The following is a 20,232-nucleotide window of genomic DNA, read 5'->3' on the forward strand; positions in this document are numbered from 1 at the left end:
GTCCTTGCCCAAGCGTATGCGATCCGAGTTTGAAACAGGTTGCGCCGTTTTCACTCTTAAATTCGGTCACACATAAATTGCGCTGAACGCCAAGCACGAGATTCAGCGCATTGTGCGGTACGATCCGATTGCCATCGGAGGAATTCCTGGCGATCCCCCAGAGGTACGGATAATCCGAATGCCACCCTCCCACTTGGCGTTCACCGTCGTCCGGAGCCACGACTGCGAAACCGGGCCTGTGAGCCAGCCGAATTTCCCGACACTGCATATACTCCCGCATCACCCAGAGGGATACAGGCTCGGTTGCGGCTCTCGACACTTCCACAGACTGCGTGAGGGTCGGCAGGCTTCTGTCTAATTCTTCATGGTCCCACTTGCCAGTGCAACTCACCCTTTGCAGTTCTTCGATCGCCTGGGGAGACAAGATGCTCGGCAGGCAGACCCATCCATTCTCGCGGATTTGCTGGAGGTACTCGGACGGAAGATGGGCAGGACCGTGACCTGGCTGAAAACGCCCCGGCACGGACGATTCGGAACCGTCTTCGCCCAGTGATTTCCCATTCAGAGCGAGATGCACACCTTCGTCACTCGCGGCAGACATACCGAGTGTCAGGCCCGACACCACGTGGCGATAGGCGTCGCCTTCTTCTTTCCAGATCGCTTTGTCGTCGGCGTGGTCAAAGACGGCTGTTTCGCCTTCTGCTACGCCCAGAAAATCACCCTTTTCGTTTTTCAACAGCGTGAAGTGGGCAGAAGGTTTCTCCACTCGAACAACGCGCTCTTCAAATTTCTGAGTTGGGGGCATGTGGCACTCCTTTGTGTGTCACACCTTAGTTAAAAGAAAATGCCGCGGACTGATGACATTGTTGCTCCTTCTCAAAGAGCTTCTATTGGAAAATAGACCATTGGATTGTCCGCTCGCATCGCATTTTTTGACATGCGTTCGCTGAACATGAACGAACGGAACGGCTCGGCCTCTTCCTGCAGTACCAGGCCGACAGCCCGTCTGCCGCCCTTGTTTTCGCCATGGCGTTCCAACCAATCCTGGCCGACAGATAGAAGCGCCGTCACAAACTCCGGATCTACGAGTTGCTTCATCATGACCCATCCGTATTCCTGATAGAACGCCACCTCTTCGTCTGTGACCTCCCGAACGACGGCTTGGATTTCGCGTTCCGTCAATGCTTGTCCCATAACCTGTACTCCTCTCGTATGGTTTTGATTGGCCATTACTTCTCCAAATCAAATGACGATAGAGGATCCGGAATGAGCGCACAATGCTCGCCCAACCGCTCGCGAATATCCCGCGTCAAAGAGCCTGCAATTTCATATTGAGGTGCAGTGTTTGTACAACTGTATCCCATATGGATCACACGCCTGGGCGATTTTGAAAGGTTTGCTCGTGCGCCATGCCAGACATCACCGTGGCAAAAAATGCCAGTTCCAGCCTTACAGGTCGCGTAGATTTCTCCAGCAACTGCCTCTTTGAGATCGTCCATAATATCTCGGGGCCAGGGTTTTTTATGCGATCCCGGCACAAGGCGAGTCGCACCGTTTTCTTCTGTCATATCATCAAGTGCCCACACCACATTGAGGTATGCAGTACAATTCTTAAAGAACGATCGATCGGCATGGATTGCCTGAATAGGACGCGGATCACCGGGCATGGGATCGTGAAAATTCATGGCCTGCCAGCGCATATCCTCTCCAATCACCAGCCTGGCTATTTCTAATGCAATCGGCTCGATTGCCAGCTCTTCAAAGGCGCGGCCTTTACCCATGAGATTGCACAACCTGCGAACGCCCGGAGGGGTCGATCCCTCTGTCCCTGCCTTTTCGCCCTCCAGATCATATCTCTTTTCCAGGGCCTCTCGCAACGCTGCCAATCGCTGCACAGAAATCACATTTTCAACGATCAGATAACCGTGTTCTTGAAAAAAATCCCATTGTTGTACAGAAATCATTTCAACCCCCTGAAACCTTATTCGGAAAAATGGACCGTGGGATTGTTCGGGTCACTCAAACGCTTCCGCTCGCTGCCCCAGTTGGCTGCGGTGCCATTCCAGTATCGCGTGTCTGAAGGAGAGTATGAGAAGAGATATGACCAGCGCGACTTGTCGGTGCTGTTGGGTGGACCGCCATGGACTGTGTATCCGTGATGCACAGTGCAGTCACCCGGCTGGTAATGGAAGGGCGGAGAGAGCTCCAGCACAGACGTCAGATTTGGGTACTGCTCGAGCAGGTTGCCCTGGTCATCTTTGAATACCGAGCCAAGCGGTCCTTCGCGATGTGAGCGGCTGACGAATCGCATAGCACTCATCTCCGGTGGCACTTCCACCAGTGCAAGCCAGAACTGTAGTTCGCCCACGCGATCAGAGCCGTGCTCTGACGAGTCCTGATGATAAGTGGCTCCGGCTGCCCCCGGGGGCTTATGTTGGAGGATGTCGATGCGATAGCGAAGTGGGATATCTACGCCCTTGAGCCGCTTCCTGTTCACGAGTCGTGTTGCGTTCTTTGACATGCGCTCGCTGAACATGAACGAGCGAAATGGCTCGGTCTCTTCTCGCCGCGCCAGGCCGACGGACCGTCTGCCGCCCCTCTCTTTGTCATTGCGTTTCAACCACTCTTGACCAACGCGCAGGAGTTCCGTTGCGAACTCCGAGTCCACGAGTTGCTTCATCATAACCCACCCGTATTCGTGGTAAAAAGCCACTTCTTCGTCTGTGACCTCCCGGACGACCGATTCGATTTCACGTTCCGTCAATGCTTGTCCCATAACCTGTACTCCTCCAGTGTAGTGTCCCTAAACAGGATGCCCGCTACCCCAAAAACGGATCTGTAACCCAAAATTTGAACCTGTCAGCAGGCTAATTTACGCTAAGGATCAGGCGATGTCCAGCCCCGTTCATTAGCCTTTATACGGGTTCAAATTTTAGGGCGCACCTCAGTTCTTCACAACTGAAGATCGTTGACTAATGCTGAATTAGTCAAACCATGTCAACATTTGCACTCTGCTTCACAATTGATAGCAACGCTTTGAGGTGTGTCGAAGAGTTTGACTGATTCCACGCAAAGCATAGCGTGAGCGCAAACTCAAAATCGACCACACGTATAAAATCCACAGACTGCGGTTTGCGGCCTTTGTTAGCCGAATTGCAAAATCCAATGCCAATCCCTGCCGAGACCAAACTCATCAATGTTGGCTCATCGACTGCTTCCTGTACGATATTGGGTGACAATCCGCCTGCATAGGCTGTAGCCATAATACCATCCACATAAGATGGAGCATGTGATCGGGAAAGTCCTACAAACGCCTCCGACTTCAAATCTACCAGACGTACATTCCGCCGTTTCTTCCAGTTCAATTCTCTTGGTACTGCAAGCACCACCTCATCTATTCGGATCGGTAAAGCCTCACAACCTTCCGGTAAAGATGCAAAAGTGTAACAAAAGCCCGCATCCAGTGTGCCCTCAGCGATGGCCTCAAACTGGTCGGTTGAGAACATGGGCTGCAAATCGAGCCCGACGTTCGGGTAGCGCGCACGGTATTGTTGGATCGCCCTGGGGAAAATTCCGAACCATGAAGCCGTTTCTCTAAAACCGATACGGAGCCGTCCGACTTCGCCTTTGGCCACGCGACGCACATGCGCCACTGCGGCATCTGCACTGGCGAGAATATCTCTCGCTGACGCCAGAAATTCCTTACCGGCTGCATTCAGCCGAATGCCACGCGGTAGCCTGTCGAATAGCGTACAATCCAACTCCTCTTCGAGTTGACGCATTTGCCTGCTCAATGCAGGCTGAACAATGTGCAACCGCTCTGCGGCGCGCCGGATGTTTTCTTCCTCGGCGACGACGACAAAATAACGGAGATGGCGCAATTCCATAGATATGCCTTTTAGGTATCAATGAGGAAAATATAAAGTAATTTTCATATTGATCAACTTGAACGAAATTACAAGTAACAATCGTCAACAAAAATCCGTAGATGGAGGAGCAGATACCATGGGGAAACTTCTCATTGCGCTGGCTCTCACTGCTGGCTCTCACTTTAATCTCGCCCACTCGGAGGCTGCGATTATGAAACGCGTCACATTTTCAAGCCAAGGGCAAACGCTCGTCGGCGACCTATATCTGCCCGATGATTATTCGGATGGTCAGAAGTTGCCCGGCGTGGTCGTCACGGGGGCCTGGACGACCGTCAAGGAACAAATGGCAGGGACTTATGCGGCTGCAATGGCCAACAGAGGCTACGCGGCTCTGACCTTCGACTTTCGGGGATGGGGCCAATCGCAGGACACGATCCAGTATTTGGAAGACCCCCAGCGCAAAACCGCAGACATCAACGCTGCCGTAAACTACCTGGCTACGCGGCCCGAGGTGGATAACGAGCGGATCGGCGGATTGGGGATTTGCGCCTCTTCTGGGTACATGAGCGATGCGGCGTATGCCAATAGCCATATCAAATCACTGGCTCTCGTGGGCCCCTGGCTGCACAATGCCCCAATCGTCAAGGCGGTTTATGGCGGTGACAAAGGAATGAACAGTCTTATCCAGGCCAGCCGCAAGGCGGAGCAGGCTCCACAACCTGTCATTCTGGAAGCGGCCAGCACAACCAACGAAAAAGCCGTCATGTATCAAGTGCCATATTATACAGAAACGGATCGCGGTTTAATCCCAGAATACGACAACAAATTCAATGTTGCGTCCTGGGAAGGCTGGTTGACCTATGATGCGATCCAAACAGCAGATGAGTTAAAAAAACCCACGTTATTGGTGCATTCCGAAGCTGCTGCCATTCCGCAGGGGGCAAGGGAATACGCCCGTCGCATGGGACGCAACATCACTGAGCTTTGGCTGGAAAACGTCACGCAATTCGATTTCTATGACGATCCCAATGCCGTGAAGACGGCCAGCGATGCGGTGGCCGATCATTTCGGCCAGACGCTGCAGTAGAAGGAGTCAAGCATGAGAAATTGGATCACAGGCGCATTGATCGCGACCCTGGCCGGATTTACGCCAGTAGAGGCCGATATGAAAGACGAAGCTGCTATCAAAACCATTATCGAGAGTGTGGGCATCCTGGCAGACTTGGGACATTTCTCAGCCCTCGAAAAACTCTATGCGGATGAAGTCGAGGTCGATTATACCTCCCTCAGCGGCGGCGAGGTGGAACGAAAAAGCCCGCAAGACTTAATGGCCCAATGGGCTGCAATCTTGCCCGGTTTTGACCTGACCCGGCACGATATTTCAAATATCGCCGTTAAGATCAATGGGCCACGGGCTGAAGCAACTGCTGATGTCACCGCTGATCACTACGTGGGTGAGCTATTCTGGCGGGCGAAGGGTGATTATCGTTATATATTGCAAAAAGAAGACGGCATTTGGCGGATTACAAACCATACTTTTAACCTGCAGGCAGAAAGCGGCACCCGAGATGTGTTTGGCCCGGCGAGCGAGAACGCCGCGAACAATCCTGTACCTTATATTAAACGCCGGAAAAGCGAGGAATACGTCAAAACGATACAGGAATTCTTCGCAGCTTATGCCACGGGCAATACGGAAAAGATGGGTGAGTTTTTGGCTGAAAACATTATCTGGCGGATTCCAGGGCGTCATCCTTTATCTGGTGATAAGCGCGGCAAGGCAGAAGTCGTCGCCTTCTTCCAGCAACTGGTTAATGCCAATTTTCAAGCTGACCCGATCTATTTTGGTGCCAAAGGCGACTATGTCGTCGATGTGCATCGCGGCTGGTCTAATGTAGAAGGTGCCGATAATGTTGATACGATTTGGGCGCTACTCTACCGTTTCGAAGATGGGAAGATCGCGGAGGCGACCAACCTTTCAGGAGACCAAGATGCGGCCAATGCCTTTTTCTGGTCAGCGTATAAATTGAAGCCTATTCCACACAGACTAGCTGAATGACGGACGCTTTCTGACACGGTTTCTGCGATTCTAACGAATATGTTTGTGTACCTCATCTCTGACGCGGCACAGATTTTCATCCAACTCAGCGATTTCAGAAGAACCATAGGGATCTGTTGCGCGTTCATAGATTTCCTTGTTGGCCTCCCTCACGGCATCCACGAGCCCGGGCTTTGGGTTACCGTCCCAGTCGTACAGGCCTTCCATCATGCCGGACATTTTCATCAACGGACCGTCATTGAGGTCGTACAGAGTCGCGCAAAAATTGACGCCGCACACGTTCGAGTCTCGCAAGTGGCGGTTGAGCAGCAAGCCGTAGATGCGGCCCTTGTGCTCGGACGTCACACTGCGCGGATTCTGGCGTGACGCTTCAAAAATATGGCCTGACTCCTCGTCAGAGACCAGCACGGACCTGCCCGTTGCTGCACTCTGTTCGGCAAAACTGATGTCGCGGCTGTGTGCCGAAGCTGGTGAATTTCGCCTTTGACGCCTGCTGACTGTAGTTATGAATATGAGGTTTTGCGGACAGAGATGGTGCTGACCACGCGATCTCGGTCTTGTATTTCAGCGGCTTTTAAGCGGTCCATTAACTGGTTGATATCGCCACCACACTCTTGTAGGAGTTTCTGTCTCGTCTGGTGAATTTCTTCAACAATAGGATCGCGTTTCATGGTTCTCCTCCAGGCTGTTCAAGAAGTCCTTCAGGTGTAACAATAGTCGGGGTATGACGCTGTAATTCCGTATTGATATCTCCAAGCCGACGAATGATTGCGCCATTCGCAATATGGGTGCAATTCCATGTGACCAGATAATCCAGTTTGTATGCCACGGCGAAAGCAATATGGGGCACGTCTGCCTGAGCACGGCCTGTCAAACCGAGCCGTTGGGCGTAGATATTAACAAGGTTCTGTACCTCATCGTTGATTTCTAAGATAGGCAATTCTTCCACGATGACAAGACGGCGTGCGGCTACATCTGGATCACCCAAGCGAATTTCTGTCAACACTGCCTCCGAGATATATATGTCGAAATGCTCGCGGGCATCACGCCACCAGTCATGCGTGATTTGCTGGTGAGCAGCGACGATAAGATCACGGCTTGGTCGTGCGACAAGGTAGCTGGGAATCGTGGTTTCCAAATAAACGGTCGGCATATATCGCTCGCAATCACCGGGGCCGCGTTTTTCTACGCGCGAAGGCATCCAACTCATGTCGAACGGTTGAACTACTGGCGTAGTTGTACTCCGCTCCACCGGACAGTTCGGCATAGCGCATGTCGGCTTGATATAGATACTGAATCGGAGAAGTATTACAGATGACGACGGGCACTGTCTAAGTCCTGTTGGAGGTCGTCCTCAGTCAGTTGGAAGGTATCGATACCGTATTCGGCGAGTTTTGTCAGAAATAAGGGCTTGGGAATGCCAGCCAGCTTGACTGCTCCCCCCGATGACAAACGGCCTAACTCGTAAAGCTTGATGGCGATGAGGAGCTTGGCCTCTTCGCTGAACTGCTTGGGTGTATATCCGAGGGATAGCAGGACTTCGTCACCGTAATCAATGGTCAATGTTCTCTTCATTGCGTCGTGTCTCCATAAACGCGCTGTCGAACTGGCCGAATCGCCCATCCGTTTTTAAAATATAATGATAAATGCCTATTTGCAATTTACTCGAAAAAACAGGGGCTTTCAAGATCATTTTTGAGTATAAAGATTATTATATTCAAAATTTAATGCACAAAGGATCCATACGAAAAACGTGGACAGCCACAAGAGTCTGGCCCATAATAGCCTCATAGGAACGCTTTAATTCTGTAATCTATACGGAAGATCGTCCCTACATTTTGATTCTTGATATTATACGGCAATGCCGTATATTTTGGGTATGTACAATTTCATTGAAACAAAGCTTTTTACCCAACTCATACGGAAATACTTATCCGACGAAGAATACGCGGAATTGCAGAAAGCCTTACTGTTAAATCCTGAGGCTGGCAGTGTGATTTCCGGATCGGGAGGTGTGCGAAAAATCAGATGGCGGGCACAAGGGCGAGGAAAACGCAGTGGCTATAGAGTCATCTATTTCGTGAAAATGACGACACAGACATTTTGGATGTTGACGATCTATCCGAAAAATGTGAGCGACAATATTCCTGCCCACATTCTCAAACAAATCCGTGAGGAGATCGAAAATGAATGAAAGGAATAGAGATATTGGCCAAGAGATTCTATCTGGTTTGCAGGAAATTAAGCGCGGCGAACACGGTCGTATCATCACAGTACCTGATATTGCCCAAACGAGAGCGAAAGTGGGTCTTTCTCAATCTCAGTTTGCCCAATTGATGGGTGTATCTGTTCGCACGTTGCAAGACTGGGAGCAGGGTCGCCGTCGTCCATCGGGTGCAGCCAGGACACTACTGATTATCGCAGACAAAAATCCGCAAGCGATATTGGATGTGATGTAAAAACCTGTAACGAAATAAATCTGGAATAGAGGCAGGGCTGCGATTCCAGAATAACGATGCGAACGGAATAACCGCGGCAACACTGGCTTCGACTGGCACAAACATGACGACAAACTCCGGTGTCTTTTCAAACTGCGACCAGTAGGCTTTTTGTCCCAATTCGCGCACCCGACCGCGCACCGCTTGGGCATGTTCTCTCATAGAGTTTTGTATGTCGCATCATCACCAGATTCTGCGGCATCCAAATAAGCTTTCATCGGTGTTTTGGCATCGACCGGCAACTCTCCCCCACCCGGCAAATACACAACCATATCCGGGCGGCCGCCACTGCCACCTGACACCTGTTCCTCAAAAGCCACACGCCGTTCCAGGCCCGCCAGTTCTACCACGCGACGCAACTGGATCTCGCCCCATTGCCCACGCACAGAAGACGATTTAAGAGCCTCAGACAATGTGACGGTCGTGGTCTGAAGATTGTGCTGCACAGTCATAAGATCCTTCAATTGCTGGCCGAGTGCCCGATACGCGCCTTCTCGTTTTTCTTCCAGCGACCGCACATGCCCATCGAGTTTGTCCAAATTCTCTCGCACTGGCGTCATCAAGTTTTGCATTTCCGATTTCTGCGTCTTCCAATCGCCACGCACCTCATTCAGTACACCGGTCATCTGCGTTTGCGCCTGTTTCAAAAACGCTTCGGCATTGTGACGCAATGATTTGCCTGCCAGCGAATCAAAAGCCTCGCGCAATTTTTCTTCCGCATTTTCGATCCACACCTCTTTGTCAGCCTGGGCTTCCTTCTCGCTCTGCAACTTCGCCAACTCAATGCGTAAAGCCTCATTCCCACTCTTTCGCAGGCTCATAATCACGCCCCCAACCACACCCCCAATTACAAATGCGATCAGTAGATACAGCATTTCCATGTAAAACTCCTTTTAAAGCTCCAATAGGCGATTTTCTTCCTAATACCGCAGAATCTTGCCTTTAGGATTCTGTTTGTTGATATACTTCCAAAATCTCCTCTTTTGAGAATCGAACAATGTCCTCTTCACGTATTGTAGGATTTATCTCACTGCTCAGAATATCTTGAGATAGTTGCCATGGTGCTTTAAAAAAGAAGTAATAAAATAAATGCGCCAATATTTCCGTCATGACAATCGCGTAGATGTTTCGATAGCAATTGCTCGATCAAATATACCAGCGGTTTTGAGTGCTGTTTTCAGCAAACCCGTATAATTTATTTTGCCCCAGTCGGCTACCATCTGATCCGGAGCATCAAATATAACAGCCGTATCTCCGGATCACATACCCCATACGTCTATCTCAACACCACCTTCAGACGCACGGCGACGGTGGAACACCTTATCCTCCCAACGCCTGCCTGCGCGACGGTCAAAAATCACCAGATGACCCGCCTCTGCAGCGCACCGATCCATGTACTCCGCGGTCTGTTCCAGCCCCTCGGCAATGGTCTGGTCCAGACTCTTGTGGAGCAATTTACACTCAATCACAATCTTGCGCGTCTGATCGCCCTGCGGCCATAAGATGAGCAGATCAGTGCGTCCACGTCCCAAACCATACTCCCGTTCAATGCGTCCACCACTGTTCACAATGCGCTGGAGAAATGCCTGCAACAGCAACTGTGGACCGGCTTCCCTGTACTGAAACCTTTCAACCCAGTGTTCCGAATGTTCGCGGAAAAAGGTCTGAAACGCGGTCAGCAGTTTGACCACATTCAGGCTGCCATCGGCATTGACGTACCATGCTGTATCCTCATTGAGTCCCACCTGGGCTGCGTAGGTCAATTCGCGCGGGACGACTTCGGCGTAGATCGGATTGGCAATACGGAGTGGACCTTCGGATGCGATCAAACCCAGGTCGCGGACGTATTCGAGATCGCGCGTGGAGAAGTCACTATCCTCTCCCCCACTCAGCAGCGGTTCAATCACGCGCTGCACGCGCGTCTCCTGTAACTTGTCGGCTAACTGGTCGAGGTGTATCTCTCGGCGCAGGATGAGTTGCTCCCGGGCATCTCGGATGGCGTCGGCAGTAATCGAGATACCCCGGTCCTCTGCGGCTTCGCCATAGAAACAGGTTTCTTCCGCCAGCGCGTTGACCAGCCACGGCTGCCCCTGGGTCTGTCTCCAGATCAGTTCCAACGCAGCGGGAGTGAACACCTGTCCTGTCTCATCTGTATGCTGGTTGAGCAGGGCGAGCACCTCGTCACGCGAGAAGTCGCCCAGGCGCAAAGATCGCGCTCTGATATTAAACGCACTGCCACCGGCAATGATCGCATTCTCTGCCGTTGATTGGATGCGGTAGTCGCGCACATCGCGCACACCGCATAATATTACACTTTGTGGAAAACCCTCTGGATGCAGGTCGTAGCCTGCCCGCAACTGCCGCAACACGGACAGCAGAGAATCGCCAATCAGAGAATCGATCTCGTCAATGAGCAACACCAATGGCTTCGGGGCAGCCTGTGCCCAGCGCATCAACGCCTCGCGCAGTGCAGTGTGAGGCCCGTATTTCGCCAGGATGTCAAACCAGATCTCGTCCAAAAATTCGTCACCTACTGAGCGCGCCCGAGATGCCAACTCACCCAGAAAGGTGCGCGTCACCAGTTCCACATCTTCGCGTGCGGCCTGTCCACCTTCAACGTTGACGTACACACAGCGATAGGCACCCTCCGCATTGAGCAGGTCGCGCAAAGCCAGCAAGGCAGAAGTCTTGCCCGTCTGCCGGGGTGCGTGCAGGACGAAGTAGCGCTTGTCGCGAATAAGCCGCCGAACCTCGACAAGATTTAGCCGTTCCAGAGGTGGAATGCAGTAATGATCAGCAGCCACCACCGGACCGGTCGTATTGAAGAAACGCATGATGCAAGTCTCCTTTTTTTGCAGTCAGCAGATTGTGCCGTGCGTGAGGCGGGTTGCGATCCTGCTTGCGCCTATCTGTGTCTGCAACTTGTCAAGTGACCATTGCCTTGCAACAGCCTGGCCATTAAGATATCTAAACGTAAAGATAAAAGGGATAACAAAACAAGCCAAATACCGGGATTGACATACTAAAAGCGGGAAACTTTCAATGTCTCTGTCAGATACCTGCAGTTGATCCCCATTTTGTCGTCAACTGATCCTTCGCCTTCGTTTGGACGCGGGGGATCGAGATCGAGCGTGATCCATCCGTCGTAGCCTCGCGCATTCAGCATGGCCCAAATCGCAGGGTGATCGACGCCACCAGATCCCAGATCTTTGTACAGAATCTCCTCCGCGTGCATCTCCTTCGTCGGTGTCGGGCCAGTATAACCGCGATACGACGCCTTCGAATCCTTCCAGTGGACGGCAGCCAGTCGGTCGTAATAATCGTCGATGAGCTGAACGGGATCACCTCCTCCGAGATTGAGCTGTGCGGTATCGGGAATCCAGGACACGATATCTGGGTCGGTCTGATCCAGAAGGGCGCGAACTTCCTCCGGCCGCTCGATCGGCCCCCAGATATGCGGGTGTGGCGCGATCGTCACACCCATCTCAAGCGTTCGCTTGCCGAGTTCTGACACAGTCTCCGCGATCGCTTTGATGTCATCCGCAGTTGTTCCGTTCTGCGGGCGGCTCCCCATGTTGATCTTGAAGTGCGTGCAACCAAAAATCTTCAGGAAATCGCGGCAGAAAGCGACGTGGTCGGCGATTGTTTCACCACGCTTTGACCGATCGATAAATTCCACCGACTGACCAGGCCCGCCGTTCGAAGCGGTAATGAGCCGAATACCGCGCTCGTCGAGGAGGGCCTTCAGCGCTTGTGGGTCGTCGAGCCAGGCGATCAGGCCACTGCGGTAAGGTTCGACGCCCGGCAGACCGTGCCTGGCAATCAGCTCCGCGGATTCAGTCATGAAGGCTCCGAAAATGGCGCCGCCCATAGCAAAGTGGATGTTTGATGACACGATGATCTCCCGTTTGGTGATGTTGTGTATCTGGGGCGCTTTCCCTGTATCGGATTCACCCCCAAACCCCCGTCGCCGTCCCCTGCACCGGAAACGCCGCCCTCAGCATAGCCATATCCTCCCTCTCCCCTACCACGACCTGCTCCACCGGCACCAACCCCAGCACCATCTTCATCACCCCATCCTGCCCGAGTTCCACCCAATCCCCTTTCCCTTCTCCCACCGTCAACCGCTCCCCATCCCACGCCAATCCAACCGTCTCTCCCCGCACGCGAAGACCGACCTCGCCCGTCGCCTGTTTCGCCATCCGTAGCCGCTCCGTCAGTTCCGGCGCAATCGCCTCAATCAGCCCCCTCAGACTCAGCACCTGCAGCATGTTCCCGCCTTCCGACGACTGCCAGAGCGACGGCACGAACCCACAGCTCGAATCCCGATACAGATCGTAGAGCGACGGGTCCAGCGGCAGCCGCGCCCTGACCGATTCCGCCCCTGCGATCGCCGCCTGACGCAGAACGTATCGCAGCGTTGCGCCAAGCGGTCGCGTATCACCCGGATCGCACGCCCCGTCGGAGATCGACACCGACGACGAAAACCGCGTATAAGGCGGCGCATTCTGTGACGCGAAAACGTAAGCCCGGACTGCTCCGTCCACCTCATATACCACCCGCCACGGATTCCCGGCACCCGCCCCGAACGACTGCAATGGCTCAGCCCCTGTCCGCCCCGCGTTGAACGCCGCGTAAAGCACCTCGCACGCCGCCGCATCCCGACGTCCGTCGTACGCCCGGATCCGCACATCCTCCTCCGGCCGATCCAGGTAGCTCACCGGATCGGTAAACCCGCCCCGCGACGTCAACCCCCGCAACGCGAAGTCGATGTAGCCCCGCGGAAATGGCACCCACCCGAACCGCTCGTAGAACCGCCGATACCCACCCAACCGCGACAGGGAATACCCATCCGCCCGCAACTGCCCCACCACCATCTTCATCAACGCCGTCCCAAGCCCCTCCCCCTGACAACTCGGCGCAATACACACCTCCCCCACATCTGCCTTGGCCACGACCGCCTGCCCCACCTGAATCTCCTCCCGCCGAACATGCGCCGCCCCGACAATCTCCCCCTCTCGCACAAGCACCCAATGCGCGTCAGTCTCCCTCGTAATTCTCTCCTTGTCGCGCTCGTACTTCTCCGATCCCGGCGCCCTCCCAAACGCCTGCGCCATTACGCGAAGAACCGCCTCCACATCCCCCACCATCGCTCGCCTGAACGCAATCTCACTCATTTCTCGCTGACTCCTCGGCTGGATTTAGAGAATATTGTGAACAGGAGTGAAGTGAATTGATTTTAGACTGGCTTTGCTCAAATCGCCTTCGAGACAGGAAACGCTAATTTTGTAAGTACCCGGCCCGGAAAAGTTAATCCAGCCAATGGGAAAACGCTGGTAGTTATGCGACGAATTTTGCTGATTTTGAATGTGTTCACCATTTTCAATACTAACCCCCCAGACGAGACGCCCTTCACCCGAATAGGTGAGATCTACGATGTAGTCTCCAGGCGCAAGAACGTTGACCGTCCAGGTCGCTTTGCCTTCAGGCGTCCATTTATGGACACGGCTGACGTGTTTCCATTCTCCAAATTTTTCCATCCAGCGTTGATTTCCCAATGTGGCATTTTCAACGGCCGCAGCTTCTGAAAGAATTTCGGTCTCTATTTCGGGATCAATTGCCCAGGTCGAATCGGCTTTCGGCGTGCCTTTGAGTTTGACTTCAAGGACCGAAACCAGATTTTCAGGTGCCTGCGCCGATAGCTCAAAGCAGGTCCAGCCGTGTTTTTTATTATAAGTGACAGGTGTAGATTGACCGCCATTGAGGAGGGATGCAGATTCGATTTCTGTTTTGAGGCCTGGCAGATAAAGTGTGCCAGAGACAGGCCAGTTGAAAATGCTGAGAAAGAGCGTATTGTCTTTTACCGTCACATCTCCCCAGGGCAGGGCATGTTGCCAGGGTGATGCATCAGTACCATAGACGACCTGAGGATAGCGCTTGATCCACTCGCCAGCAGCACGTAAAGTGCGGGCAGCTCTTTCGGGTATTGAACCGTCACCGCGGGGACCTATGTTGAGCATGTAAGTGCCACCTCTGGCAACACAGGAGATCAGGCGGCGAAGAATTTCTCGGGGTGTTTTCCAGTATTCATCGTACCAGGCAAAAGCCCAGGAGTCGTTGGTAGTATCGACGCTTTCCCACATACCTTCAACATTGGTGGATGGCACATCCATATCACCCAGCGTCTTGTAGTCGCCCAGCCCGTGCCCGGCGCGGCCTGAAACGAGCGCATTCGGTTGATTTTTTCGTACGACTTCAATGAGTTGCTCAATGTACTTTTTGGGCATTTGTCCGGGTGTGTCAAACCAGATGAGTTCGATGGGACCGTACTGGCTGGTGATTTCTTCGACCTGTGGCAGGCATTTTTTGACAAAATAATCGTCAAAGGTAGCCGGGTTGCCATCGGTATCTGTGTCTGGACCATTTGCACCACCTGGAAAAGTCCAGTCCTGATTGTGAGAGTAGTAAAATCCAAATCCGAGACCGAGTTTTTCGCAGGCCCCGGCGAGTTCTTTCATGGGGTCGCGATTAAACTGGGTAACTGCGCCAATATTAAAGTCGTTGCAGGCTGAGCGATACATGGCAAAACCATCGTGGTGCTTGCTGGTGATAATAATGTATTTCATGCCCGCGTCCTTAGCCAGTTGTGCTATTTCTGTTGCATCAAAATTGACGGGATTAAAGGTTTTCGCCATTTCCATATATTCCTCGACCGGAATATTGGCCATGCGCGGGTTCATGATCCATTCGCCAATGCCGTAGTACGTTTTGCCATCGACTTTGTTGGCAAGTTGAGCATACGGACCCCAGTGGATAAACATCGCGTAATTGCCATCATTAAAGAGTTGGCCCCGTTCTGCATTTTCAGCGCGCAGTGCAATGACATCTTCGCCCCAAAGCGCGTCCATTTCCTGACCGTTGTCTTTCTGCATGGTTGTTTTCCTGTCCTGGTTTCTAAAGATTGTCTCATAAAATAGGACGGCCAAACTTTTCGAGATAATCCTCGTGTACCATCTGTTCGTAGGAGGTCACGCCCTCGAGGGGCAACTTAACCGGAGTCATGCCATTGAGCGCCGATTCGTAAATCGCCATGGCCATTTCAACATCCTTGCGACCGCCGAGACCGTATTCGGGAGGCTCGTCGTAGAGCGCTGCATTCGCGAGACTCATGATCTCAGAGGCGTGACCCACACACCAATCGTCGATGGCATAGTCCCGAAACGGATTCTCGTAGACGACTTCGGGATTCGTATGCACGACGATCCGCTGCAGCACATCCACGCCGTCAATTTTGCGACGTACTGTCTCGACAGGAATGTCCTGCATCTCCTCGCCGATGCGCAAACGCAGGGGGATCTCCGGGCCAAAATAGTCGGTATCGAGAATACCGCCAAGAGTACCGATAATCTGGCAGTATTTCTGTGCCTCACCCAGCCGCGACGTCTCATAAATACCCACTGCACCGCTTTCAAAATCGATCATAGCATGCGCCCAGTCTTCATGGATACTCATGGGATCTGACCGATATTTCCTCACCGTCGCGGTAATCTGTTGAGGCTCACTTTGCGCGTACAACCGCAACTGTGACAACCGATGTGCCCCCATATCCATGCACATGCCAGAAGTGCGCCCAAAGCCAGAGATAGGTCGGCCTAAACCGCTGTGCGTAACGGTCGGCTCAAATGGATCCTGCCGCTTTGGCTCGACGAAATACACGCGAACGATATCGCCCAGAATCCCCTCTGCAATGAGCTTGATGATCATCCGCTGCTTCGGCATGCGAAAATAATTTTCTGCCACCTCAAAATGCACGCCATTACGGCGGCAGGCATCGATGATAATGTCGCAACAGGGCAAGGTCAGCGCCATCGGCTTTTCCACCATGACGTGTTTGCCATGCTCTGCGATCAGCCTGGCAAGTACATGGTGTGTTGGGTCGCCAGCGATGACATCTACGGCCATGATGTCCGGGTGTTTTTCCAGCATCTCCGCGACACTGGTGTACCACGGAACACCGTAAGATTCTCCGGTCTGTTTCGCTAACGACTTATCCATATCGCAGAGCGCGACAAAATCGAGTTCGCCGTGTTTGGCGAGCGTATGCATTGTCGGCAGGTGCCATTTTTGCGACGCCCTTCCACAACCCAGAATGGCAACTTTAGCTTTCATACTCGTCAATCCCCCCTTACTGGTGTGCTGCAGCGTGACGCCGGAGCATCGCAACACTGGCATCCACCTGATCTTCGGAAAGGCCGTGCAGAATGACCGACACGTCAAAGGGAAGTGCACAGAGTAACGATACATAATGGGCGTAATCGAGCTTGCCGGTACCAGCGGCGAGATGGCCTGCATCGCCACCGCGATCCAGATCTTTGCCATGGGCCATGGCAATGTGGTCGCCCAAAAGATCGAAAGCCTCGTCTAATACCTCCCTCATGCGAGGCAAGTCATCTTTGCCAAAAATATTGGCGGCATCCATCACGACTTTCAGGTTGGGTGAACCCATTTCATCAATCAGTTGCCGACTCTTATGCACTGTGCTGGCAACGTTATTTATCTCTGGTTCAAACGCAAGGGTCACACCAGCCGCTTCCGCAACCGGCAGCACCTGTTCCAGGGTATTGCGTAGCACCCGCCAGGCTTCTTCTGTATCGTTATCCGGGTGCCAGTGCCACATGCTCTCCGAATCGCGCGATCCGGTACAGGTGGCAATCACCGAGGTCCCCATCGGGGCACACGCCGGAATGAGCAATTTGAGATGCTCGATAGCTTCCTGGCGTTTTTCTTCATTGGGATGAACCATATTGACCGTGCCAGCCAGGGCAGCGATGACCATGCCGCGCTTTTCGATCTCCGCCCGAACCACAGGTGCCTTTGCGAGTTTATCAGATAGCGAACCCTCCACATTCAGAGATCCCAAATTGAATTGAAGATGCCTGATGTCGTGCCCGAGTATGGCGTCGAGCGTTTCCTCCAGGGTCGGCCGAGCAATTTGACCTGACATAATTCCCACTTGCATAATGTGTCCTCAGGTTACGAGCCAGCGATTGCTGGCTGATTGGTTAAAAGGTCTGTTATTTCCCGCTGTTCTCGGGCATTCAGTTCGTTCCATGAATATCATATCTCGACACAAAATTCCAGATTAAACGACTGGTATTAGAGCCATCGTAGCCAATATCAAACCAGACATGCCCTCCGTCAATAACCTTGTAATGCTCTACAGAAGTATTGTTGTCGCCATCTGTATAAGAATAATGCTCTATTGTTACGCCACGATCATTCATGCGATTTACGATCGGAGTAGTACTGGCGTTATTAAACCCTATCCAATAAGCAAGCACCTCATCAATTGACAATAACCCTGCACTTCCCCCACCATAAGGGACAACATAATCTGATGTACCGTGAATATTGATCATAGCCGTAGGGTGTGAGGGCCTACAATTGTTATATGTTTCCTCCATCATTGTTCCAGCAACAGAACCTATGGCCGCTATTTTGTCACTGTGATAGCAAGCAAGTGCATAAGAAAAAAAAGCACCATTTGAGTAACCACAGGCATATACTCTCGCCGAATCAATATTATACCTGGAACAAATTTCATCAATCAACGCTTCCACAAAGCCAAAGTCATCCGCATCACTTTTATTAGCATCTGATTTTAAACCAGCATTCCAGTGCGGGTCTCCACCCAGCAAGGTACCCTGAGGATAAACCAGAATAAAATTTTCTATATCTGCCAGAGGCCGCATATCTGCATATTTTAAGTACTGGTTTGCAAACCCACCATATCCGTGAAAATTAAGCATCAGTGGAACTCTTGAAGTTCCATCATAAGCCTCAGGCACATATATAATATATTCTCTTGTTACACCACCATGGAAAAGTGTTTGTGTAAATAAACCCGTTGTATTTGTATCACCACGACCACCACCGCACTCTGTACCAAAGACCTCTACAAAAGCCAGAAAATCAGTTATATCAACGCTCCCACTACTGTCCAAATCCATCTGCGCATTGTAATTCGCATCCGCAGAACTGGTGCCAAAGACCTCTACAAAGACCAGAAAATCGGCTATATTAACGCGCCTATTGCCGTCAAAATCTCCAGGACACGCCGCAGCAGTTAAAGGCACAGTCCTACCTGTGATGAACAATAGGACCAACGTCAGCGCAATGGCGATGATAGCAAAAGTCGTAATGCGTTGATACATAGGGTTCTTCTATTTGTGGAATGAATTAAATAGGATATACGACGCAATTTCTCAACAAGACATAAGGGGAGGACACCTGCATTCGGTGTCCTCCCCTAAACACTGCGGCGATCTCCCTATCAATCCACGTTGATATCCTTCACAGCCCAGCCAGGATCAGGGTCGCCGGCCATCGCCTCCCGTACTTCGGAACTGGGCGCCCCTGTCGTACCCCAGAGGTCCGCAGTTTCCGGCACCCGTCTCCACACCGTGGGTTTGTGCGTTGCGTCGTCTTCGATGTATTCTATGTCGCTGGAGAATTCGTTCACGTATCCAGCCGGATCCTTGTAGTAGCAGAAGATATTGTTGCCCGGGCCGTGACGTCCCGGTCCCCAGTCGGGTTCCTGCCCCTGGGCACGCAGGTTGGAGACCCCTTTCATCACGTCATCTACATTAGCCATCACGTACGCGACATGGTTGACCGATGCGTAATCTGCACGGTTGAAGACAATGACGTGATGTCTCCGGTCGCATCGCAGGAAGACCATCTCGTTCTCAATCCAATCCGAGACCCGAAACCCGAGAATTTCGGTGTAGAACGCCACGGTTTGCTCGAACCACCGGGTGTTGAGACCCACGTGGCACAGCTGGCGGGGACCGACTTTCCTAACAGACCAGCCGTTCGGGTGTTCGGCCACGCCGGTCGATAGCTCGATGCAGCGGTTCTCCGGGTCGAGAAACCGCAGCCCGTATCCGCCGCCGGGTTCGTCCAGATCGTCCGGATGCGCCAGCAGAGTAATTCCCTGGCGCTCGAGTTCGGTTGCCGCCGCGTCAACTGCCTCGCGTCCGTCAACGCTGAAGGCTAAGTGGTGGAGCCCACGCCGTTCCGCTTGATGCAGGCTGAGAATGTGGTGCTCGGTCAACGCGCCGCGGAGATATCGTGCGTGCCGGTCTTCTCCGGCCGATCGGAGTCCCCAGACCTCGAGGTAGAACCTGGCGTGGGTCGCGATCGCCGGTGACAGCAGCCCCACATGCCGGATGTCCTGGATCTTCATCAGAGCGGCTCCCCTGCAGGTTTCTCGGTGGGTGGTTCTCTCATAAGACATTCCTCCGGGTCAACTCGATCTTCAAGTCCTGTCGGATGTAGATTTCGACGAACTCACGCAGCCACACGTCCTTCGCAAGCGTGAACCGCTCGATCAGTTTCTGCTCGGGCCTGTCCGTGAGATAAACGATGCGCCACAGGTTCAGAGGTCGCAATTCGTCACCATCGACAGAATGCTCAACGTGAAAGAGAGGCTGTCCTTTGCCTGCTCGAAGCAAGTTCCCGTCCTTGTCGAGGAGTTCCGCTGCCCCGATGAAAGTGGCACTCTGCCGCGCAGAATTAAGAAGGACCTGTTCGAGGACCAACCCGTGCTCTGACGGCTTGAGCCAGAGGCGCTGCCGCGAGCATCGCACAAAGGATTCGGCTCCGTCTGCCGCCGCTTGCTCGCGCCAATAGTGGGAACTGCCCGCCGTTACAACAGAAGGAATATAGAGATCGGGCCGGAACGCCTTTTTCACCTCCATGTCCCACAGCATGGTCCGGGTAAACTTGAGCGGTTTATTCGTGCGGT

23 protein-coding genes and 1 pseudogene are annotated in these 20,232 nt (G+C 52.7%); 4 read left to right on the top strand and 20 right to left on the bottom strand.

Going from position 1 to position 20,232, the window contains the following annotated elements:
* The 5 genes from OXH16_22620 to OXH16_22640 all read right to left on the bottom strand — a co-directional run.
* Positions 1 to 805: hypothetical protein (locus tag OXH16_22620; GenBank protein MCY3684199.1), on the bottom strand; the 805-nt coding region annotated here is incomplete at its 3' end.
* Positions 806 to 876: 71 nt separating this feature from the next.
* Entirely contained in the window at positions 877 to 1,230 is a 354-nt protein-coding gene (locus tag OXH16_22625) for a hypothetical protein (protein MCY3684200.1), read from the bottom strand.
* Complete coding sequence (locus tag OXH16_22630; GenBank protein MCY3684201.1) at positions 1,230 to 1,964, bottom strand: phytanoyl-CoA dioxygenase family protein; 735 nt, start codon at positions 1,962 to 1,964, stop codon at positions 1,230 to 1,232. Before OXH16_22630 ends, OXH16_22625 begins: the two co-directional genes overlap by 1 nt.
* Positions 1,965 to 1,981: 17 nt before the next feature.
* On the bottom strand, positions 1,982 to 2,776 hold the full coding sequence (locus OXH16_22635) for a phytanoyl-CoA dioxygenase family protein (protein MCY3684202.1): 795 nt from the start codon (positions 2,774 to 2,776) through the stop codon (positions 1,982 to 1,984).
* 211 nt (positions 2,777 to 2,987) lie between these two features.
* Positions 2,988 to 3,887: a LysR family transcriptional regulator gene (locus tag OXH16_22640; protein MCY3684203.1), complete on the bottom strand. Its 900-nt coding sequence runs from the start codon at positions 3,885 to 3,887 to the stop codon at positions 2,988 to 2,990.
* 118 nt (positions 3,888 to 4,005) lie between these two features.
* Between OXH16_22640 and OXH16_22645 the strand changes: the two genes are divergently transcribed.
* Together OXH16_22645 and OXH16_22650 are read left to right on the top strand one after the other, a co-directional pair.
* Entirely contained in the window at positions 4,006 to 4,956 is a 951-nt protein-coding gene (locus OXH16_22645) for an alpha/beta hydrolase (GenBank protein ID MCY3684204.1), read from the top strand.
* Between the two features lie 12 nt (positions 4,957 to 4,968).
* Positions 4,969 to 5,925, top strand: coding sequence for a nuclear transport factor 2 family protein (locus OXH16_22650; GenBank protein MCY3684205.1), 957 nt, complete (start codon positions 4,969 to 4,971; stop codon positions 5,923 to 5,925).
* Between the two features lie 30 nt (positions 5,926 to 5,955).
* On the opposite strand, the gene OXH16_22655 is transcribed toward OXH16_22650, so the two are convergent.
* The 4 genes from OXH16_22655 to OXH16_22670 all read right to left on the bottom strand — a co-directional run bounded on the left by OXH16_22655 (position 5,956) and on the right by OXH16_22670 (position 7,500).
* Positions 5,956 to 6,270, bottom strand: a complete 315-nt coding sequence (locus tag OXH16_22655; GenBank protein MCY3684206.1) for a hypothetical protein — start codon at positions 6,268 to 6,270, stop codon at positions 5,956 to 5,958.
* A gap of 158 nt (positions 6,271 to 6,428) precedes the next feature.
* Positions 6,429 to 6,596, bottom strand: coding sequence for a hypothetical protein (locus OXH16_22660; GenBank protein MCY3684207.1), 168 nt, complete (start codon positions 6,594 to 6,596; stop codon positions 6,429 to 6,431).
* Positions 6,593 to 7,078: a type II toxin-antitoxin system VapC family toxin gene (locus tag OXH16_22665; GenBank protein MCY3684208.1), complete on the bottom strand. Its 486-nt coding sequence runs from the start codon at positions 7,076 to 7,078 to the stop codon at positions 6,593 to 6,595. The genes OXH16_22660 and OXH16_22665 overlap by 4 nt, the downstream gene beginning before the upstream one ends.
* Positions 7,079 to 7,233: 155 nt before the next feature.
* The gene (locus tag OXH16_22670; GenBank protein MCY3684209.1) at positions 7,234 to 7,500 is read right to left on the bottom strand and encodes a UPF0175 family protein; all 267 of its coding nucleotides are present in this window, start codon (positions 7,498 to 7,500) and stop codon (positions 7,234 to 7,236) included.
* Between the two features lie 304 nt (positions 7,501 to 7,804).
* Between OXH16_22670 and OXH16_22675 the strand changes: the two genes are divergently transcribed.
* Positions 7,805 to 8,119, top strand: coding sequence for a type II toxin-antitoxin system RelE/ParE family toxin (locus tag OXH16_22675; GenBank protein ID MCY3684210.1), 315 nt, complete (start codon positions 7,805 to 7,807; stop codon positions 8,117 to 8,119).
* Entirely contained in the window at positions 8,112 to 8,384 is a 273-nt protein-coding gene (locus OXH16_22680) for a helix-turn-helix domain-containing protein (protein MCY3684211.1), read from the top strand. The genes OXH16_22675 and OXH16_22680 overlap by 8 nt, the downstream gene beginning before the upstream one ends.
* On the opposite strand, the pseudogene OXH16_22685 reads toward OXH16_22680, so the two are convergent.
* From OXH16_22685 to OXH16_22735, 11 genes and pseudogenes are all read right to left on the bottom strand, one after another.
* Positions 8,334 to 8,983: pseudogene (locus OXH16_22685) on the bottom strand (DNA recombination protein RmuC). The gene OXH16_22680 and the pseudogene OXH16_22685 sit on opposite strands and share 51 nt — an antisense overlap.
* Positions 8,984 to 9,682: 699 nt before the next feature.
* A complete protein-coding gene (locus tag OXH16_22690; protein MCY3684212.1) occupies positions 9,683 to 11,257 on the bottom strand; it encodes an ATP-binding protein in 1,575 nt (524 codons plus the stop codon).
* A gap of 188 nt (positions 11,258 to 11,445) precedes the next feature.
* Positions 11,446 to 12,318, bottom strand: coding sequence for a sugar phosphate isomerase/epimerase (locus OXH16_22695; GenBank protein ID MCY3684213.1), 873 nt, complete (start codon positions 12,316 to 12,318; stop codon positions 11,446 to 11,448).
* Between the two features lie 55 nt (positions 12,319 to 12,373).
* A complete protein-coding gene (locus OXH16_22700; protein ID MCY3684214.1) occupies positions 12,374 to 12,694 on the bottom strand; it encodes a hypothetical protein in 321 nt (106 codons plus the stop codon).
* A 331-nt stretch (positions 12,695 to 13,025) separates the two neighbouring features.
* Positions 13,026 to 13,352, bottom strand: coding sequence for a hypothetical protein (locus tag OXH16_22705; protein ID MCY3684215.1), 327 nt, complete (start codon positions 13,350 to 13,352; stop codon positions 13,026 to 13,028).
* 272 nt (positions 13,353 to 13,624) lie between these two features.
* Positions 13,625 to 15,355, bottom strand: coding sequence for an alpha-L-fucosidase (locus OXH16_22710; protein ID MCY3684216.1), 1,731 nt, complete (start codon positions 15,353 to 15,355; stop codon positions 13,625 to 13,627).
* 34 nt (positions 15,356 to 15,389) lie between these two features.
* Entirely contained in the window at positions 15,390 to 16,592 is a 1,203-nt protein-coding gene (locus OXH16_22715) for a Gfo/Idh/MocA family oxidoreductase (GenBank protein MCY3684217.1), read from the bottom strand.
* Between the two features lie 16 nt (positions 16,593 to 16,608).
* Positions 16,609 to 17,427 carry a sugar phosphate isomerase/epimerase gene (locus OXH16_22720; protein MCY3684218.1) on the bottom strand — a complete coding sequence of 273 codons (819 nt, stop codon included), beginning with the start codon at positions 17,425 to 17,427 and terminating at the stop codon, positions 16,609 to 16,611.
* Between the two features lie 94 nt (positions 17,428 to 17,521).
* Positions 17,522 to 18,637, bottom strand: a complete 1,116-nt coding sequence (locus tag OXH16_22725) for a hypothetical protein (protein MCY3684219.1) — start codon at positions 18,635 to 18,637, stop codon at positions 17,522 to 17,524.
* A 119-nt stretch (positions 18,638 to 18,756) separates the two neighbouring features.
* The gene (locus OXH16_22730; GenBank protein MCY3684220.1) at positions 18,757 to 19,671 is read right to left on the bottom strand and encodes a VOC family protein; all 915 of its coding nucleotides are present in this window, start codon (positions 19,669 to 19,671) and stop codon (positions 18,757 to 18,759) included.
* 40 nt (positions 19,672 to 19,711) lie between these two features.
* Positions 19,712 to 20,232: hypothetical protein (locus tag OXH16_22735; protein ID MCY3684221.1), on the bottom strand; the 521-nt coding region annotated here is incomplete at its 5' end.

The sequence above is a fragment of the Gemmatimonadota bacterium genome (assembly GCA_026705765.1).
Lineage (GTDB): Bacteria > Latescibacterota > UBA2968 > UBA2968 > UBA2968 > VXRD01.

Excerpts from the sequence above, each read along its gene's own strand:
- OXH16_22680 (MCY3684211.1), top strand. The coding sequence starts at position 8,112 with ATGAATGAAAGGAATAGAGATATTGGCCAAGAGATTCTATCTGGTTTG.
- OXH16_22700 (MCY3684214.1), bottom strand. The coding sequence starts at position 12,694 with ATGCTGCAGGTGCTGAGTCTGAGGGGGCTGATTGAGGCGATTGCGCCG.
- OXH16_22715 (MCY3684217.1), bottom strand. The coding sequence starts at position 16,592 with ATGAAAGCTAAAGTTGCCATTCTGGGTTGTGGAAGGGCGTCGCAAAAA.
- OXH16_22675 (MCY3684210.1), top strand. The coding sequence starts at position 7,805 with ATGTACAATTTCATTGAAACAAAGCTTTTTACCCAACTCATACGGAAA.
- OXH16_22710 (MCY3684216.1), bottom strand. The coding sequence starts at position 15,355 with ATGCAGAAAGACAACGGTCAGGAAATGGACGCGCTTTGGGGCGAAGAT.
- OXH16_22640 (MCY3684203.1), bottom strand. The coding sequence starts at position 3,887 with ATGGAATTGCGCCATCTCCGTTATTTTGTCGTCGTCGCCGAGGAAGAA.
- OXH16_22725 (MCY3684219.1), bottom strand. The coding sequence starts at position 18,637 with ATGTATCAACGCATTACGACTTTTGCTATCATCGCCATTGCGCTGACG.
- OXH16_22720 (MCY3684218.1), bottom strand. The coding sequence starts at position 17,427 with ATGTCAGGTCAAATTGCTCGGCCGACCCTGGAGGAAACGCTCGACGCC.
- OXH16_22690 (MCY3684212.1), bottom strand. The coding sequence starts at position 11,257 with ATGCGTTTCTTCAATACGACCGGTCCGGTGGTGGCTGCTGATCATTAC.
- OXH16_22670 (MCY3684209.1), bottom strand. The coding sequence starts at position 7,500 with ATGAAGAGAACATTGACCATTGATTACGGTGACGAAGTCCTGCTATCC.
- OXH16_22650 (MCY3684205.1), top strand. The coding sequence starts at position 4,969 with ATGAGAAATTGGATCACAGGCGCATTGATCGCGACCCTGGCCGGATTT.
- OXH16_22660 (MCY3684207.1), bottom strand. The coding sequence starts at position 6,596 with ATGAAACGCGATCCTATTGTTGAAGAAATTCACCAGACGAGACAGAAA.
- OXH16_22645 (MCY3684204.1), top strand. The coding sequence starts at position 4,006 with ATGGGGAAACTTCTCATTGCGCTGGCTCTCACTGCTGGCTCTCACTTT.
- OXH16_22625 (MCY3684200.1), bottom strand. The coding sequence starts at position 1,230 with ATGGCCAATCAAAACCATACGAGAGGAGTACAGGTTATGGGACAAGCA.
- OXH16_22665 (MCY3684208.1), bottom strand. The coding sequence starts at position 7,078 with ATGCCGACCGTTTATTTGGAAACCACGATTCCCAGCTACCTTGTCGCA.
- OXH16_22730 (MCY3684220.1), bottom strand. The coding sequence starts at position 19,671 with ATGAAGATCCAGGACATCCGGCATGTGGGGCTGCTGTCACCGGCGATC.
- OXH16_22635 (MCY3684202.1), bottom strand. The coding sequence starts at position 2,776 with ATGGGACAAGCATTGACGGAACGTGAAATCGAATCGGTCGTCCGGGAG.
- OXH16_22630 (MCY3684201.1), bottom strand. The coding sequence starts at position 1,964 with ATGATTTCTGTACAACAATGGGATTTTTTTCAAGAACACGGTTATCTG.